Source organism: Microbulbifer epialgicus (assembly GCF_041447265.1).
Lineage (GTDB): Bacteria > Pseudomonadota > Gammaproteobacteria > Pseudomonadales > Cellvibrionaceae > Microbulbifer > Microbulbifer epialgicus.
On sequence record NZ_JBGMEK010000082.1, the window covers coordinates 1 to 16,594 of the forward strand.

15 protein-coding genes and 1 pseudogene are annotated in these 16,594 nt (G+C 47.8%); 4 read left to right on the forward strand and 12 right to left on the reverse strand.

All coding sequences use genetic code 11. The features are described from left to right. Nucleotides 1-221: 221 nt before the first annotated feature. Nucleotides 222-320, forward strand: a pseudogene (locus ACCI49_RS20470) (carbon storage regulator); the annotation flags it as partial. 333 nt (nucleotides 321-653) lie between these two features. Here the strand turns inward: ACCI49_RS20470 and ACCI49_RS20475 are convergent. Genes ACCI49_RS20475 through ACCI49_RS20485 form a run of 3 tightly spaced genes read right to left on the reverse strand, consistent with a single transcriptional unit; the run spans nucleotide 654 to nucleotide 3,038 of the window. Next, the gene (locus ACCI49_RS20475) at nucleotides 654-1,106 is read right to left on the reverse strand and encodes a hypothetical protein (RefSeq protein ID WP_371841081.1); all 453 of its coding nucleotides are present in this window, start codon (nucleotides 1,104-1,106) and stop codon (nucleotides 654-656) included. Next, complete coding sequence (locus ACCI49_RS20480; RefSeq protein ID WP_371841083.1) at nucleotides 1,093-1,767, reverse strand: response regulator; 675 nt, start codon at nucleotides 1,765-1,767, stop codon at nucleotides 1,093-1,095. The genes ACCI49_RS20475 and ACCI49_RS20480 overlap by 14 nt, the downstream gene beginning before the upstream one ends. Next, nucleotides 1,767-3,038, reverse strand: coding sequence for a sensor histidine kinase (locus tag ACCI49_RS20485; RefSeq protein WP_371841084.1), 1,272 nt, complete (start codon nucleotides 3,036-3,038; stop codon nucleotides 1,767-1,769). The genes ACCI49_RS20480 and ACCI49_RS20485 overlap by 1 nt, the downstream gene beginning before the upstream one ends. A gap of 189 nt (nucleotides 3,039-3,227) precedes the next feature. Here ACCI49_RS20485 and ACCI49_RS20490 point away from each other — a divergent pair, with 189 nt between their 5' ends. Both ACCI49_RS20490 and ACCI49_RS20495 read left to right on the forward strand, forming a co-directional pair. Further along, a complete protein-coding gene (locus ACCI49_RS20490) occupies nucleotides 3,228-4,055 on the forward strand; it encodes a DUF2306 domain-containing protein (protein ID WP_371841085.1) in 828 nt (275 codons plus the stop codon). 285 nt (nucleotides 4,056-4,340) lie between these two features. Next, nucleotides 4,341-4,586, forward strand: coding sequence for a carbon storage regulator (locus tag ACCI49_RS20495; protein WP_371841086.1), 246 nt, complete (start codon nucleotides 4,341-4,343; stop codon nucleotides 4,584-4,586). Here the strand turns inward: ACCI49_RS20495 and ACCI49_RS20500 are convergent. The 4 genes from ACCI49_RS20500 to ACCI49_RS20515 all read right to left on the reverse strand — a co-directional run bounded on the left by ACCI49_RS20500 (nucleotide 4,583) and on the right by ACCI49_RS20515 (nucleotide 10,133). Next, a complete protein-coding gene (locus tag ACCI49_RS20500) occupies nucleotides 4,583-5,140 on the reverse strand; it encodes a hypothetical protein (protein ID WP_371841087.1) in 558 nt (185 codons plus the stop codon). The two genes, ACCI49_RS20495 and ACCI49_RS20500, sit on opposite strands and share 4 nt — an antisense overlap. Further along, nucleotides 5,137-5,874 (reverse strand): AHH domain-containing protein, encoded by a 738-nt coding sequence (locus tag ACCI49_RS20505; RefSeq protein ID WP_371841089.1) that lies wholly within the window; start codon nucleotides 5,872-5,874, stop codon nucleotides 5,137-5,139. The genes ACCI49_RS20500 and ACCI49_RS20505 overlap by 4 nt, the downstream gene beginning before the upstream one ends. Before the next feature lie 984 nt (nucleotides 5,875-6,858). Further along, a complete protein-coding gene (locus tag ACCI49_RS20510; protein ID WP_371841090.1) occupies nucleotides 6,859-8,373 on the reverse strand; it encodes a M14-type cytosolic carboxypeptidase in 1,515 nt (504 codons plus the stop codon). Nucleotides 8,374-9,161: 788 nt separating this feature from the next. After that, nucleotides 9,162-10,133, reverse strand: coding sequence for a phosphatase domain-containing putative toxin (locus tag ACCI49_RS20515; RefSeq protein ID WP_371841091.1), 972 nt, complete (start codon nucleotides 10,131-10,133; stop codon nucleotides 9,162-9,164). 247 nt (nucleotides 10,134-10,380) lie between these two features. Here ACCI49_RS20515 and ACCI49_RS20520 point away from each other — a divergent pair, with 247 nt between their 5' ends. After that, nucleotides 10,381-10,530 (forward strand): carbon storage regulator, encoded by a 150-nt coding sequence (locus tag ACCI49_RS20520; RefSeq protein ID WP_371841099.1) that lies wholly within the window; start codon nucleotides 10,381-10,383, stop codon nucleotides 10,528-10,530. A gap of 97 nt (nucleotides 10,531-10,627) precedes the next feature. Here the strand turns inward: ACCI49_RS20520 and ACCI49_RS20525 are convergent, their stop codons facing one another. The 5 genes from ACCI49_RS20525 to ACCI49_RS20545 form a co-directional block, all read right to left on the reverse strand. Beyond that, complete coding sequence (locus ACCI49_RS20525) at nucleotides 10,628-12,715, reverse strand: multicopper oxidase family protein (protein ID WP_371841092.1); 2,088 nt, start codon at nucleotides 12,713-12,715, stop codon at nucleotides 10,628-10,630. Between the two features lie 1,239 nt (nucleotides 12,716-13,954). Continuing rightward, nucleotides 13,955-15,046 carry a serine hydrolase domain-containing protein gene (locus ACCI49_RS20530; protein WP_371841093.1) on the reverse strand — a complete coding sequence of 364 codons (1,092 nt, stop codon included), beginning with the start codon at nucleotides 15,044-15,046 and terminating at the stop codon, nucleotides 13,955-13,957. A 369-nt stretch (nucleotides 15,047-15,415) separates the two neighbouring features. After that, a complete protein-coding gene (locus tag ACCI49_RS20535; protein ID WP_371841094.1) occupies nucleotides 15,416-15,712 on the reverse strand; it encodes a hypothetical protein in 297 nt (98 codons plus the stop codon). Nucleotides 15,713-15,748: 36 nt separating this feature from the next. Then, nucleotides 15,749-15,877, reverse strand: a complete 129-nt coding sequence (locus ACCI49_RS20540; RefSeq protein WP_371841096.1) for a hypothetical protein — start codon at nucleotides 15,875-15,877, stop codon at nucleotides 15,749-15,751. 180 nt (nucleotides 15,878-16,057) lie between these two features. Next, nucleotides 16,058-16,552 (reverse strand): GFA family protein, encoded by a 495-nt coding sequence (locus tag ACCI49_RS20545; protein ID WP_371841097.1) that lies wholly within the window; start codon nucleotides 16,550-16,552, stop codon nucleotides 16,058-16,060. Nucleotides 16,553-16,594 lie beyond the last annotated feature (42 nt).

Genomic DNA, 16,594 nt, shown 5'->3' on the forward strand with positions numbered 1-16,594 from the left:
GCAAAGCCATTTAAATGGACAAAGCCCGCCGGTCAAATCTTGGCTTCCGTAGAGCGTGCAAAACAATCGTTACAGAATTAACCGCATGGACCACTAGCGCCGCATTCCTATTCTGCCTCCACCGCTGCCGCGCGCCCCATTCTTATACAGGCATCACTTACCAAGCTTCCCCACTAAGGAATACCCACCCACAGCTTGAGTATCGGTGGGAAACAAAGAGGTTGATCCAAAAACTACTAAACGGCGAAAACTTAAGAATTGGAACCAGTGTCTCAGTCACAGTGCTCGAAATGAAGGGAAATCAATTAAAGATAGGCATCTACATAAATCGTGTTGTCAGATTTTGTTTCTGAAAAGTTTACGCGGGAAGCTATCGATTGAGCTGCGGAGAAAAAGCAACGCGCTTATCGGAAAGGTTCGATTCGAGTCACTTTGAGATAGCACTATCGTACAGATGTTTCACCTTGGAAGTTTTGATGGTAAGAAAAATGATTTAGACGGGTGGAATTATTTTGCGAAGAAAACGACTTAGTCAGTGCCTCAAAGGTACACAGAGTAATCTATTTGTCTGACTTCAGAAAGAAGCTAGCAAGTTAATAACAAGCTTGGGGTTTAAGGTGCCGGGTAGCTAGTGCAATCCCCGAGCGTATACATTACTGCATGCCCTTCTCAACCGGCGCTTCTGCTACCGCAGGCCAGACCAGTCCCGCCCTTGTTGCTACGAGCAGCAGTACAAAAGACATCTCCAATGCGAGAAAAACGCCAATAGGGTGATTGGGTACGCCGCGTATCAACAGGTAGAGCAAGTAGCTCATAGTAAGCAGATTACCCGCAAGCGTAACGTTGAGGGCGCAGCCACGTTCTTGCCAGAGTGATTTGCAGAGCAGGAAGTTCAACACCGCTGTGCCGGCGAGCATCACGCCGGGCAGCATCAGCAGCAAGGGACGGGATAAGCCCATTCCGTCGCTGGTTACTAGTGGCCAGACGGCGGCAAAGTGGCCCTGGGCTCCGAGGGTGAGGAACAGCCCCAAAATTACTGCGCCGATGGCAGCAAGCCGATACAGTGCATTCCGCTGCAAAACACGTGTTGATCTAGAAACCGACATCGCGCTCTCCTACTGTGGCCAGGCCACATTCGTAAGCGAACACTACCGCCTGTGCACGATCGCGCAACCCCAATTTAGAGAGCAAGCTGGAAACGTGGGTTTTCACGGTGGCGGGACCAATAAACAGGGCCTCGGCAATCTCGGCATTGCTCTTGCCGGCGGCGATGGCCTCCAGTACTTCGCGCTCCCGAGTGGTGAGGCGCTCCAGGCGTTCTGCCCGATTGCGTCCTGCCCCCAATTTCTGTGCGAACTGGCTGATCAGGCGTTGAGTGATGCCCGGTGCAAGCATGGCACCGCCCTCTGCTACTGTACGTACTGCCTGCACCAGCGCCTCTGGGGGAATATCCTTGAGCACAAAGCCACTGGCCCCTGCCCTCAGCGCACGAAACACATATTCATCGGGATCGAACGTGGTCAAAATAATAACACGGCAAGTTGCATCACTAGCTTCCAGGATGCGTGCCGTGGCTTCCAGCCCGTCCATCTCCGGCATGCGGATATCCATCAGGATGATATCCGGCTGATGCGTTCGTGCGGCTTCAATTGCCTCAATACCAGTAGCGGCCTCGGCGGCCACCTTGATATCGGGCTCGTTGTTCAGGATCAGGGCAAAACCGCGCCGCACCAAAGCCTGGTCATCCACCACCATCACTCGCAACATTATGTTTTCACCATTCCTGTAGGTAGTTGTGCATATACCTCAAAACCACCACCATCGGCCGCGCCCGCATACAGATGGCCACCGAGCAGTTCCGCGCGCTCGCGCATGCCTCCAATGCCGTGCCCACCGCCGGGCTGCCCGTCAATAGTTGTTTCCACCATAGGCCGCTCGCCAGTGGTGTTGCCGTCATCGTGCACACGAATCGCCAGAGTGTCATGGTCTGCGCTCAGGCACACTTGCACCCGCGCTGCGACACCGACATGTTTGATGACATTAGTGAGGGATTCCTGAACGATACGATAGGCGGTGAGAGCGACGCTAGTAGGTACATTCTCCAGTGTGCCGTGGGTTTCGTAGTCAACCTCGGTTAACACCTGCCGGACCTTTTCAATCAGAGCTGGTAAATCATTGAGAGCCGGTTGCGGAGTGAGCGCGGTGTCGCTGCTGGTCGGGCGCAGTACGCCAAGTAAATGGCGCATTTCTGTCATGGCCTGACGGCCAGCAGCCTCCACCGAAGCCATGGCCTCACTGGCGGCTTCCGGGTTATTGAGGCTGATGGCCCTGGCGGCACCAGCCTGCACAGTCATAAGACTCACCTGGTGCGCCACTATGTCATGCATCTCGCGGGCGATTCGGGTGCGCTCGGCCGCTACCGCGCGCTCGGATTCGGCACTGCGTTCGCGCTCCAAATACTTGGCTCTCTCTTCCAGCAAGCGAAGATATTCACCGCGAAAACGCAACCGGCGACCGATATACCACAGCGCCCATACCAGCATCACCGTTACTGTGCCTGCCGCGGTTGGTTGAACCGGAATACCTTGATCAATCGCCACAAAAACCAGCGTTGCGATAACTCCGATAAAACTGGCCCGGGTGTTGGCCTCGTAGCGGCCAAGGCTATATAGCGAAACCGCCATGGCGACAATGCCATCCGCCGGTAAACCCAGTTCCAGCAATATTGTTGCGCCGAGAATAATGGCCTGTACCTGCCAGGGGTGTGTGCGACGCCACAACAGAGCGAAAGAGCCGACGAACGCACACTGGAAAGCAATAACATCCCACAGACTCTGCATGGCCAGCACTTCGCGCGCATCATCGCGCGACCACATCAGCAACGTCAGCAAGAACATGAGTAAGACGATGAGCAGATCGGTCAAGTGTGGCCAGCGCTCAACGGGCCTACGGAAGGGCTGCCACACCGGAAGCTTGGGTAGTTCCGAGCTGGCATTGAGCGGAGTCGACGCAGGCGTATTTAAGGACGACGATTTCATTTCCGCATGCTAAACCAGGCGCAACCAGCTGTCATGGGACTTTCGGAGGATGCAGGAGCAGGAGTATCTCCACCTTTTGGGGGAGGTCAGATTCCTGCCTGTGGCCGATGTGCGTGTGCCTGAAAAAACCGAACATGCTCGGCAGGCACATTCAGCCCAAGCACGCACCATAAACGCCTGGAGAACCCCATGAACAACGCTGTACTCAGCCAAGCACTGCCGCGACCATTCGATACCCGGCGGGCCGTTAGCCTGTCGGTAAAAACCTGGTTCTGCATCGCGGCCATCGGCCATGCGATCTTCTTTGCCTATATCCTGGCCGTATTCTACCCACCCATTGCCGAGTCAGGGGTGCATGGTTTGAAAGGGCTGCACCTACCGGCAGGCTTCCGAGAGGGAGATACATTGGGCAACCTGGCTTCTGTGAGCCACGTGCTATTGGCCGCAATTGTGATCGGCAGCGGGCCCCTGCAGCTGATCCCTTCGGTGCGACGGCATGCCCCCAACTTCCATCGCTGGTTGGGGCGCAGCTATCTGCTGACTGCCGTCATCGCCAGTATTGCTGGGCTCTACATGACCTGGACTCGGCATACCTTTGGTGATCTTGTGTCGCAAATCAGCATCACCATGGACGGCATACTAATTTTGGCGTTTGCCTTTCTGGCGGTGCGTACCGCGATGGCCAGGCGCATTGCGGAGCACCGTCGCTGGGCCTTGCGCCTATTTATGGCTGCCAGTGCAGTATGGTTCTTCCGTGTGGCCTTGATGGGCTGGGCAATGCTCACCGGAGGCTGGGGGGTCGACTGGGAATCCTTTACCGGGCCATTCCTTTATGCACTGGGCTTCGGCCAATACCTGCTCCCACTGGCCATGCTGGAATGGTATTTTCACTGTCAAAAACGTGAGGCCGCACAGGGTACCCAGATTGCTTTTGTCAGTGCCTTAGTACCGTTGACTGTGTTTATGGCGATCGGTATTTTTGCTGCTACGATGGGCTTGTGGTTGCCACGGATCTAAGGCTACTCGAGCTGATAGTCGTGAGCTTCTTACGCTGATTTGGCTGTAGAGATTCACGACTCGTAAATCCAAGTGCTGCAGTAATTCTGGACACCCACCAGATAAAAATATAGGTCGCCAAGACTAATGACTGAAGAAGAAAGGTGAAAAACACTAAGAGCCTAGCTCCTACCTTTTCCTATTCTGCACCCAGCGCGCTCCACACCGCCTCAAAATATCACTTACCAAGCTTCACTACCAATAAATGTACACTCACAACTTGAGTATCACTAGGAAAGTAACAGGTTGCCCCTAAAGCGCCGATCCCGCGAAAGCCTTAGAGTTCGCACAAATGTATCAGCCACAGTGCTAGGAGTAGAAGGCAATCAAGTAAAGATAGGCATCCCCCCAAACCTCGTCCCATTCACCGGGAGGAGGTCTTCGTGTATGTTGAGAAGAAAAAATGACTGGAGCCCTATCATCATAAGTCTATTAAATTTAAGACTCGCTGGGGCCCTAAATTTAGAAAATGGGGCCCCGCTCAAAAATTAAACTAAGTGATTTTCAAACCGCACACCAATGAGGTGGTTTTCTTGAATAGATTTTTTAAGGATATCTGTACAAAAGGCGCAAGTAAAATTATTAAAATCTGTTTTAAAAATAGCTTTTGTACCAACCTCCGCAGAAGAGAAAACAATGGACTTAGATTCCATTTCTATCCCATTTCTAACTTCTCGCTTACTTTCTTCCTCGTTGGCATGAACCACTAGGTGAGGGATATAAGCAAAGTAGCGACCTTTTGGAGTAGCAAAAGGTAAGAACTCACCAACTTTATCCAAAAGGTTGTTTAATACCTCCCTGGATTTTTCATTCATTACTAAAACACAATCAGTCCACACAAAGACGTCTGGATATGGATCAATATCTGATTCATCATCCATATCTTCAAACCAAGCTGTAAAATTACCCCATTTGTCTGCGATTGAGGTAGTTGAATCTCCCAAGTCAGTAAGTAGTTCGCTTCCCAACTTCTCTAACATCGCTGTAGTGTTTACTTCAAACGTACCATACTCTTCTGCACTTGATGTTATTCTGTAGATATTCATGCTGTCTTCTGTAAATAAGTCGCTTGTGATTCATCGGTTAAGAGATGTTTCAACGAACCTTGCTGAAGCCCAATTCGAACACGATCCAAAGCATCTCGAGCTTGTTGCTCATTGGATGTATTTTTGAGCTGACTCGCAATGTGGGCTTCATATCGCTTGGTATGTATTCTTGAGTGTGGAAGTGCCTTCTCCATAGCCCAATGGGGTACGTATGTCATACCTTTAGGTAGCCACACACCATTATCTGCATCATTGATACCAATACCCATTTGGTGAAGCTTAGTTCTAGCAGCAATTGCATTGCGTGACCTGCTTTGCTCTCCCGTAACCTTATCTTTGGTCATTCTACCATGCCCAGGAACAATATGATGGCAACTACAGTACTGGTCTGGTGATGCTAGGCCCGCAGCCAACATGTTTTTTTGCAAGTCGTCTGTTGGGTGATATTCCTCTGATTCAAGCCCAGCGACGCGTGCTGCACGTAACTGTTTGCACTCATTATTTATGGGCCTATTTCCTTTCCGGTAGATTTCTAGCTCCTCCTGGATCTGTGCTTGCACATCGATATCCCGTCTCTGAGATTCTAAATGAGCTAGGCAGGAATCAAGCTCCTCCTGGTGTTTTGCCAATTTCTTAGGGTCAGTGATCTTAAGGGTTTTCTTCCGATGATATTCTCGAGCAAGGCACTCAAAATCTTCGAGTTGTTTGTCGAGGACAGATAGAGGCTCTGGCATGATATACGTCCCTTTTTACATTTGCGAATACTCTTGCTTCACGTTCCATTGAATTCTTTAACTAATATGCCAACATTTGAATAAGCTTAATTAGTAGCTAGCCGGAGCGGCCAAATAAATCTATTCAACTCAGTAAAATGATAATTACCTTACCTGGAGTTCACTGAATGATCAAAATAAGTAAATATTCACAAGATTTCAAGTTCTATGCAGCCAATCTGATATTGGATCAACCACTTAATTGGTAAGAAGCTGCCCATAGTCAAGAAAACAACACCTCTGCGCTAAGGCGTTGAATCAAAGAGCATAAGACGAAGATAACAGGGGAGGATTACAAGCATGTTTAAATCAAGCGTAAAGCCTAAGGTTACTATCCCGTCCTTTTTGCTATTGGTAGTGGCGCTAGACTACTTATTCAATCAATGCAATCAATGGGTAATTGAGCTTGTTCTAAGTAAACACCTATTGAAAGTTCAATAGTACGGAGCAACTTCCCAAGTTCTGGGAGCATTCGCCTCCCCCTTCTCACTCTCCCCCCAATATCACTTATCAAGCTTCCCCACGAGGGAATACTCACCCGCGGCGTGAGTATCAGCTGGAAATAAACATGTTGCTAAAGCGCCAAACAGGCAAAAATCCAAAAAAATGGAACATTCGTCCCACTCATAATTGAGAGGAAAGTTTGGAATTTTAATACAGAAAACTGTCAAATGCGTCAAATGTTATTTAGTACGCCTCAAACCAGAACCCCGCCTGTAGGAATGCCAAACTCCACAATTTATTTGATGTAGTAAGTATCCAAAGCAAGTTATAGAGCAGCGTCTCTATAATTCTGTGCTTTCCCTGCTCTATATCGAATACGAAACGTAAACGAAGCTCAAATGACTATCTGTCAGCCAGCTGACAGATAGTCGATTTGCGTGGGGTTGTCACTCAGAGGTGTCGTGGTTCGGCGAGCGTCGTCACAACCAGTGAGCGCAGCGACTAAAGTCGGTTCTCGATCTCGTTGAGTGCCGCCTCGTTTTGGTCACGACGTTGGTCCCCCGTTGTGACATCATCAACATTCAGCAGTAAAGGCGCAGCAACAACACCATTGTCGGGATAGAAGATCGGGGGATTAACCACTGGGATTTTAAAATGTTCCATAATCGCCAATCCAAGCGCATGCCCTTGTTTGCGTAGGTCGTCGGGCGTAATCCTGCGCTCACCGTAACCGGCTCTGTCATAAGTGGTTTCCATGGTTAATGCTAATACCGATGCGTTGAAGTTATTCCACCACCAAGTTTCCGGAAAAAAATAATTTAAAAAAGCGCTTCCGCCCTCTTCAACTGTCGGCTCAACCAGCGGGTTACCATGATAAGTCCCCAAAAATTGGCTAAAGTGTTGAATAAAGCGAAGCTGGTCATTCCACAGTTGAGCTTGTTGTGGTGAGTAACCTTGCTCAATAGTGCCAAAATGGGGGTAGAAAAATGTGCGGTAATCGGGTGTGCTTTGGCTAGAATGCAAATTTAACGCCATACCGAAACGCGGGCCGGCATCACTAAGTTCGCGTATCTTGTCGTTTAACAGTCGGTTTTCGAACGGGGCATCCTGAGACAGTTCATATGGAGATTCAGGATAATGCAGCCACGCGGATTCCAGATTTATCGTCTCCATGTTAGTGCGGTAATTTCCATCGATCACCCCGTCAACATTGTGAACCGCCACGATATTAAAAATTATTTGCGCTAATGCCGACTCCGCATTAGCGTTCATCGCACTGGATAAAAAATCCACCAAACCTTCAACAACAAAAGAGCCTCCCGTTTCAGCCGGATGGGTGCGTGCATGAATCCAAACACGCGTTTTATCGCTGTCCGCCACCGTTGTATCGGTTAGCGTCAGTAACTTAATGTCTTGTTGATAGTGAGGTGATACACCGAGATTCTCAACCGTCAGCGTATTTAGCGTATCAAGCCATGGATAGGTATTGCGCAAATCGCGCAGGTAACGATCAAAGTGTTTCGTCGTATAGGGATAGAATCGCGCGATCCAGACTGTTTTATGTTCGAATCTCGCTGAAATACTGAGAGTATGAGTGCGTGTATTGTCTTCGACATTATCATTAAACGACTGAGTGACATCCTTGCTGTCAAAGCGCTGCCAGTTCACGTTATCGTAACTGTACACCGGTACATAGCTGTACTCCCACCCCCTATTATCACTGGGATAAATATCCTTTATGTTGAGCGTAACCCAACGGCCTTTGGGCACTTTACGCATTTTTACAAACCACCAATTTCGCCATCGTGGGATATCGTCCAGCCATGGCTCATCGCTATCATTTTTAATCCACAGATTCCACTGTAAATCATCTACCCTCTCAATAGAGCCGATACTACCGGACTCGAAATTTTCGGAAAACTGTGCCGAAAACGCCGTGCCCGAAACGGATAATACCCCGGCAAAAAAAATACACAAACCGACGATACGAAAATAATTTTTAAAATTCCATTCCATTGTTTCACCTGCTAGCAATAACCACGATTCTCACATCAAGCTTGAATCCGCGCTGTGAATGAGTGATTAACACGTTTAATTAGCGCTGTTGTCATTTTTCAATAATCTCCCTATTTAATACTCTGCTCTACAGATACAACTTCTCCATCCTCATACCTAAGTAAAGATTCCATTTTAGTACCACCACATTGATTATCAATGGATACCGATACTTGCAACTACCCCCGTCTTGTGTTAGTGGTTGTGAGAGCTGAATACAACTGGATAAAAGAGCAGCAGTATTTAGAGGCTTACGCTAAATGCGACCGTTAAAATAACAAAATACACAAAGCGAATCATAAACGCGAGCTTAGAGGATGGGGCCCTCCAAACCTGCTGGTCAAGAACACAACTTCTCACCCCAAAAGGAGGGTGTTCAAAACTCTGTGTCAGCCGGGCAGCTATAGACTGATGTATTTCTCCAGGTGATCTGGAAAGTGGATCGCCAGCTGTGACGGTGTCAGATACCAATTTTAAATCGGGCGTGCCCAACGCAGGCAATGGAAGACGTTAAGGGAAGATTCTCCAAGGAAGGAGGCCCCAGCCAAGCCTACTCTGTAGAAGTTGAACTTTGTTTGGCTTCAAGATGCATCAAGCATCGATTACTCTACCAGCGCTCGCTGTACCGGCAAAATTGGAGCGTAACGGAAATTATGTTCCGGGGCTGCGTTTGTATTACCGCTCAGTTAAGGCTTGAGCTAAATAAAAAAGAGCCCAACAGGGTTGAGCTCTAATATTTCGTTTCTCGTTTACGCATTCACCACTTGCACGTGCGCGGTTGGTGAATCAGTGACGTAGGGGCTCTGACTATTCGCAACGCCGTGTTGGCCAACCAGTTTCTTGAAAACGGCATCCCCTGTACCACCACCGGAACCGGCGTGTCCCGGATCTTGGTTAATTCCATAGTTTTGTTTTGCTGGGTGCCAGTGTCCGCCTGCGTGATCCAGGGTAATATCATCATAGGTCTTTGATGCTGCATAACCTAGATGATCGGAGAATCTTGCAAGTGTGTTGTACTGGGCTTTCATTTCCACTGAGTGTGTGTTGTATTGTCTGCGGACTTTTTTGAGTGCTTCTTGTGCAGTCTTTGAGGAACGAGTAAATAACGACCAGGCCGCCAGGAAACATCCGGTACGCCCTGTGCCGCCCCAGCAGTGCGTGGCAACAGCGCCATAACCGTAACGCTCTTGGACAGTTTCGCAGTAGCGTACCAGCTGCTTAACAGAAGGCGCATGCCAATCCGCTAGAAAACAGCTAAACCATTTAAAGTCTGGGAAGGTTCCGTAAGTCGCGTTTTTTGTGGCAGCTGCGCCACTGCTTTCGATAGTGATGACTGTTCGAACATTTTTTTTGTAAAGCCAGAGGCCAGCCTTATCTAGATCTGGATTGCTGTCAAACTTTGACATACCTCCGATACCGGGAGACATCCAGCTAAAGTTCTGTGGTTGCATCTCGCCAACAAGGTTGATGAGCAAATAGTTTAGTGCGTTTCTATATTTCGATTTTTTTGTTGCCGACATTGGACGAATGGCACCTAAAATGTCGGCGATAGAGGCTTGTCCCGTGCCTGCATTGCGTAGCACCGTGTACAAAGGGCTCAAAGAAGAACGCCCCTCATTGAAGCTACTGTTCGCCACATTTACTCGTTGGTCAAAAGTATTGAAAACGTACATTTTATTCCTTTCCATCTGATTGTTTGATGCAACGACCAGCCATTGCAAGGTTGCACGCCACCCAGCACAGGAAGGGTGTGTTTAAGTCTGCCACAATTTATTTTTTAGATATGTAAATTTCCACGCTAATTTCTGTAAACGATCAATTAATCCAAGTGAAATCCTAGACACTCAACAAATAGAGCTCTCACCCAACAAGCATCAGCTATCTAACCTCCCTATCAAGGAATGCCCGCCCACAGCTTAAGTATCAGTAGGAAGTACCCTAAAGCGCCGAACCGACAAAAATACATGAATTGGGACATACGTACCACTCACACTGCCAGAAGTGAAAGACAATCAAGTAGAGATAGGCATTCACGCCCTCAAATCCCTCCACATCCACCGCGAAGAGATTTATGTGCGTATCAAAAGAGAACAAAAAGTAGGCAATAGAAGGCGTTGAGAGTGAGCGGTACATAAGCCGTATCCTTTCTAAAGGAAATGTAGTTCTTGTATCGCTTACCCAGAAGCCGCTTTATACAAGGAGGGGGAGACAAACTTCAAAACCGGAATAAGACACCAACGCCACCGTGATATTCATTGTGATAGCTGGCGGTAAAGGACAAAAAATCTGAATGCCAGTAAGTGAGTGCCACGAGGTATTCGGATTTGGAGAAGGAATCGTACTCGTATTCAAAGCCTAACCCGAACCGGTCGATAATCGCCAGCTCCCGGCTAATCGTGATCCGTCCGTTGCCGCGCTCATCTGCCCACAACAGCGCATTAATTTTAAAGGGTAAAAGACAATAGAAGCCCGCCACGGCACGGGTTCGGTGGGGCGCAAGATCGGTATCAGTATTAACGCCAACAAAACCAGAGAAAAAACGGTTCACAAAGCGATAATAGCCAAGCGTTGCCTGATACTCATTGCCCCAGTTGCTCTCCCAGGTCAGGAACACGTCGTTATGATTATTGCGTGTTATCATGAAGCCTGTGTTCATATTGGTCTGCAGGCCAATATCTGCCCAGGCATACCAGGGGTCTTCCAGTGCTTTGTAACGAATCGCCTGAATTTCCGGGGATACTTCTGTGTCTTCGTAATGAACGATTCGCGCCATACCGGATTCCAGATGATACAGAATATGACAATGGAAGAACCAGTCTTTCTCCTCGTTGGCTTTGAATTCGATCATGGTGGTGCTCATCGGTGCCACATCCACCGTGTGTTTTAAGGGCGAATAATCACCTTGGCCATTCACCACTCGAAAAAAATGGCCATGCAGGTGCATGGGGTGGCGCATCATAGTGTTGTTTACCAACACAAACCGCACATTTTCTCCTTTTTTGATTTTGATATAGGCATCTTCACTCAGAGTTTTGCCATTCATGGACCACACATAGCGTGTCATATTACCGGTCAGCCTCAATTCCACAATACGAGTAGGGGCGTATTTGGGCAGGGCGCTGGAGGTGACTGAACGCAGCTGCTGGTAAGGCGCCGGTGGTCGTTGTTGCGCATCGCCACCGGTCAATATGGGACCTTCGATATTGGTGATATGCCCTGTATCAGGTTCAGGCATCTCCCCCGAGCTTTTATGCCTCTTCTGGATACGCTGAATCAATTCAGCCCCCACATTGGCTGCGTAGGCATAGATATTGGGTTTCTCGATGGCCGGTGCATAAACTTTTTCGCCCCGCCCGATCCAACTGGACGTATGGTTGGAACCATCATAATTGGTGGCACGAAACTCCAGGCTTTTACCCTCAGGTACCGTGACCAGTATGTCATAGGTTTCTGCGACGGCGATCAATATGCGCTCTAACTCAACCGGTTCGACGTCCTGGCCATCGGCAGCAATAACGGTCATTGGACCACCTGCATAGTTCAGGTAAAAATACGTTGAGGTACTACCGTTAATAACCCTCAGCCGAACCTGCCGACCGGCTGGCTGATCCACATCCCAGTCTTTTCGGCCATTGGTAATGACCCTGTCGTAAGCGATATCAGAAATCTCCGCATTAACCAGGGAATACAGGTTGCGTTTAGTCACATTGCCAATGGTTCCCGCCTGAATGGCGCCAACCAGGGTTTGTAAATTGCCGGTGCGGATAGCAAAGCCTTCGTTACCGCGCTTGAGTTTTCGCAATGTCTCCTCCGGGCGCTCATCATTCCAGTCCGCCAGCATAACGATCTGATCAGCTGGTGCATCGGGGGGACGCTCTTTGGGGTGAATAATAATAGGGCCAGTCAGGCCGTACTGCTCCTGCAACCCAAAATGCGAATGATACCAATAAGTGCCACTCTGCTTGATTGGGAATTCATAGGTGAAAACACTGCCAGGCATAATGGGAGCATTGGTTACGTAGGGCACACCATCCATGTTGTTGGGCACCAAAAGACCGTGCCAGTGGATTGTAATGGGTTTTTCCATGCGGTTTTCCACGTGCATTACAGCATAATCGCCTTCGACAAACTCCAATGTCGGGCCAGGTAGCTGGCTATTAATGGTGATCGCCTGCACTGTTTTTCCTGTAATATTTCTAGGCTCACGCTCCACCACCAAGGTGTATTCCACACGTTTTGATAACACCGGCAATGATATCAACACCAACAGAGTCCAACTTACCCATAAAAGTAAAATTTTCATGTTGCTATCTCTAAAATATACTCAGCCACAGTTGAGAGGAGTCATTCTTGAGCAAGCCAGGAAATTCAGCCGGCAAACTGTACAACAAAAGTTACTTTTCTTTTATTATTTGAGCTTCTATTTTTCCAAAAATATATCATGATTACCCTCATCCATTTTCCTCTCTCCCTGTTGATCCCCTCAGGCATTTTTGATCGCCTTGCTGCTGATTCCCAGGGGTTTTATCTACTGAGCTTGCCAGGGAACTCATGCACGGCTACGTGTATTGATTCGATCGTTGTGTAGATATTAAGAAACGAATAAACAACACGGAATAAATCCTCTGCTCACCGATAATCCACACATACCTGCAAACGGCGCACTGCCACTCACCTGCCTTATCAACACCTATTCACTAGACCAGATATCCATTGTGTCACTAGATAGAACGACCGCCATCTGCTAACAATACGGTCTAAGGCAGCACAAAAACCCACAACCTTAGCATCAAATGTTAATTTCCAATTATAGTTGCGGCATCGGGCCCACAGGGAATTGCCGTGGCTGAATATAGGCTGCGTCCGGAAAAACTATGCCCCGGGGTAACAGGAATCCCACCTGGACAAGTTGTTATCAGACTACCCAGAGTTCGGATAGCACCCCCCCAGCACTGTGATGTCTTGTGACAGACACAGAGCCTCCCATGTCATACTTCGCCCACCCAGAATTGTGGTGCTGCACATACTCGAAGTTCTATCAATTGGCGGATAGTGGAAGCTAGCCATGGTGCTCCAGCAGTGCTGGCAAGAATTGGGGCGCCAGCTCACCTGTCAAACCGCCAATAAACCCAGTCCTTACGTTCCCCCAACCCCGACTCCACTGACAGTAAGCTTCCCTATATAAGCACCAGTCGCTGGTAAACCCTGGCAAGATACGAAAACTAAGGTATTCCCGGCATAATCGGTGACAGCGCTAAGCGGTACACGAACCGCATCCTTTCTAAGGGAAATGTAGTTCATGTATTGCTCACGATTGAGAACAGATTCTCCAAGGAAGCAGGCCCCAACCAAGATTCCGTTATAGAAATTAAACTTTACTAGGCAGCAAGATACGATTATCGCACTAATGCTTAAATCAGCCGCATTAAAAAAGACACAAATTTTGTGTAAAAATAGAGAGAAGCGAAATACACAAAATGAAGTTCGGCTTTTGATGTCGGCTGAATTTTTTGTTATGAATCAGTGCTGAAATTCTACCCACTCAGTTTAAAGACTCTCTCAAAACGGTAAAACTAAGATCTGATAATTTTTGGGTGGATGACTTGCGGCCTAAAGCCTCCAGAAACCAGTTAAACCAACCATGATCCATCCGATTGGACAAGGCTACAATAGAGATTTTTTCAGACGGAAACCATACAACAAAACTAGAAAAGCCGAATACCCCACCAGCATGGACAAACACCTTCTCACCATTTAATTCGCCAATACCCCAGCCCAACCCCACATTGGAACGCTCACCATTATTTAATATATAGGGAGAAAACATTTCATTCCAGCTATTATCTGACAACACAGTCCTATTTCTCACTGCATTTAACCACTTCTGCAAATCCTCCGCACTAGAAACTAGCCCTCCAGCAGAAAAAGCCACCTCTCCACTAAAGTTTCCAGCCTTCCTTGATCCATTGTAACCAATCACATTCTTGACTTTTGGATCGCTGCTCGCTAAATAATACGTAGATTTCATTTTTAACGGTTTAAAGATATTATCTTCTAAATATAAAGAAAACTCCATACCAGATATTTTTTCGATAATAAGGCCCAGCAAAAAATAACCCGAATTGCTATATTCAACCTTCTCACCTGGTACACCACTCACCGGAAGGGATTTTATAGTTGAGAAGATCTCTTCTTTTGACTTACCGAGCACCAAACCTTCTTTATAATAAATCTTTGAAATGTAATCAGGTATTCCTGATGTATGCGTCAACAAATGCCTTACTGTTATTTTTTTCCACAATTGATTGGACACGTCAAAGTGATTATCTATGCTTTCATCAAGGGATAACACGCCACGATCTACTAACTTTAAAATCGCCACAGCAGTAAATTGCTTTGTTATAGAACCGATCTTTAACTCCATCTCTGGAGACAGCTTAATTTTTGATTCAATATCAGCGAAACCTACAGCGCCTTCAAATTCTTTCTCTCCAAATTTATAAATAGATACAATTACACCAGCTCCGTTCTCATTAAAATGATTAACTAAAATAGATTTGTACGGGTCTGCGCACAAGGTACAGGAAAATAGAAACAAAAAAATTGAAACTATTATTTTTTTTGACTTTATCACAATGTTTACTTCTTCTCGATAGGTGCCTAATCGAAATATGGAGGCATCTCACGGTACCCTTCCTCTCACACCACCGGGCATACGGGTCAAGTACCACGGCGGTTCATTTCCTCATTTCTCATCACATTACCATTGAAGACAACCCCAAGCCTGTAAAATATCGAATCGGCGATGCCCTGTAAAGGGCAGGACTTCTGCTTAAGTACCAGGGACCATGGGCGGACTTAGCCGTATTCCACGCCGTCCAACGATCAACTCTCAGACGGCACAGTTTTCGAAAACCGCTACGTCCCCATTACCTCCAGATATAACAACGCAATTTTCGCCTGACCCATTTGTCGATGTCTCGCAGCGGGCTCAGCACTTTCGTTACGCCGAAGTCCGCTTTCCAAGCAAGCAGGCATTTTTTAAATCCGCGATGACATTCGACAGCATATGGTCTCCCGTGTGGGACATCGGCTTCCAAAGTTGTCTGATAACTTGGGCTACGGCCTGCTGGATAAAACGGTCGATAACCGTCGGTATACCCAACTTGCGCAGCTTGCCATCGGTCTTGAGAATTTCAACTCTTCTGCCAACCTTGGGCTGATAATTGCCTTTGGTCAGGGCTTCCTTGAGTTGTGGCCAGTGGGTGTACAAGTATTTTGATAGCTGCTCTGTGAACATGCCATCAACACCGGCTGCACCCTTATTGCGTCTGACTTACTTCAGAGCGCGGATCAGATTATTCCTATCCAGCACCCGCTCCATCAGTGATGGGTTCAGTGATTGGCAGTTGGGTTGGAGTTTCTGATAGATATACTTCATCCATTGCCCTTGATGGTGCTCCATTCAGCCAACTCCTTGCGGAATTAACTTTGCCCTCTGACTAACCTTCGGCTCTGCGAATACCTGGTACGAGGACTTTCACCTCGCTAGTAAAGTGTCATGCCTGGCACACGCCTAAAGCACCTGCAGTAATACCAAAGCGAAGCGACGGTTTTGATTTCGGGTGCCTTTACCTGTTATGTGTCACTGCTCCCAAACCCCCTTAATCATTCGTTGCACTATATCCTTAGGCGGCGGACCAGCAGTCTGGTGCACACCAGCGGGTATTATGGTGCCTTCGGCTTTCTGGCTTGTCCAAATGTGTGCCTCTGATTCGAATGTAAATGGAGAAAGCCTGTTGGCTATGATCGCGATTGCTCCGTTAAGCGCCTCAACCTGCACGTATAAAGGCGTGGCACAAGATGAGCAGGAATGGTGTATTTTTTGCGATCCTGTCCCGCCTTGCAAAGTCTCGGACTTCGAATTTCCCGTAATGTGGCAATTCTCCTTTCTGAAGAATCCCCCCTCCACGAAATCTAGACCGGAAAATTCTTGGCATTCCTTGCAGTGGCAAGTCAACTGTACAACCGGAGCACCGGAAACGTTAAGCTCGAGCGCACCACATTCGCATCGCGCAATTGCTTTCATTCTGTAAACCTCGCTACACATAACGCCGCCGCTGTGTTTTATACACATCATTTAAGTCCATTTAAAGCTTCCACCGCCTCCATGTAATGAAGC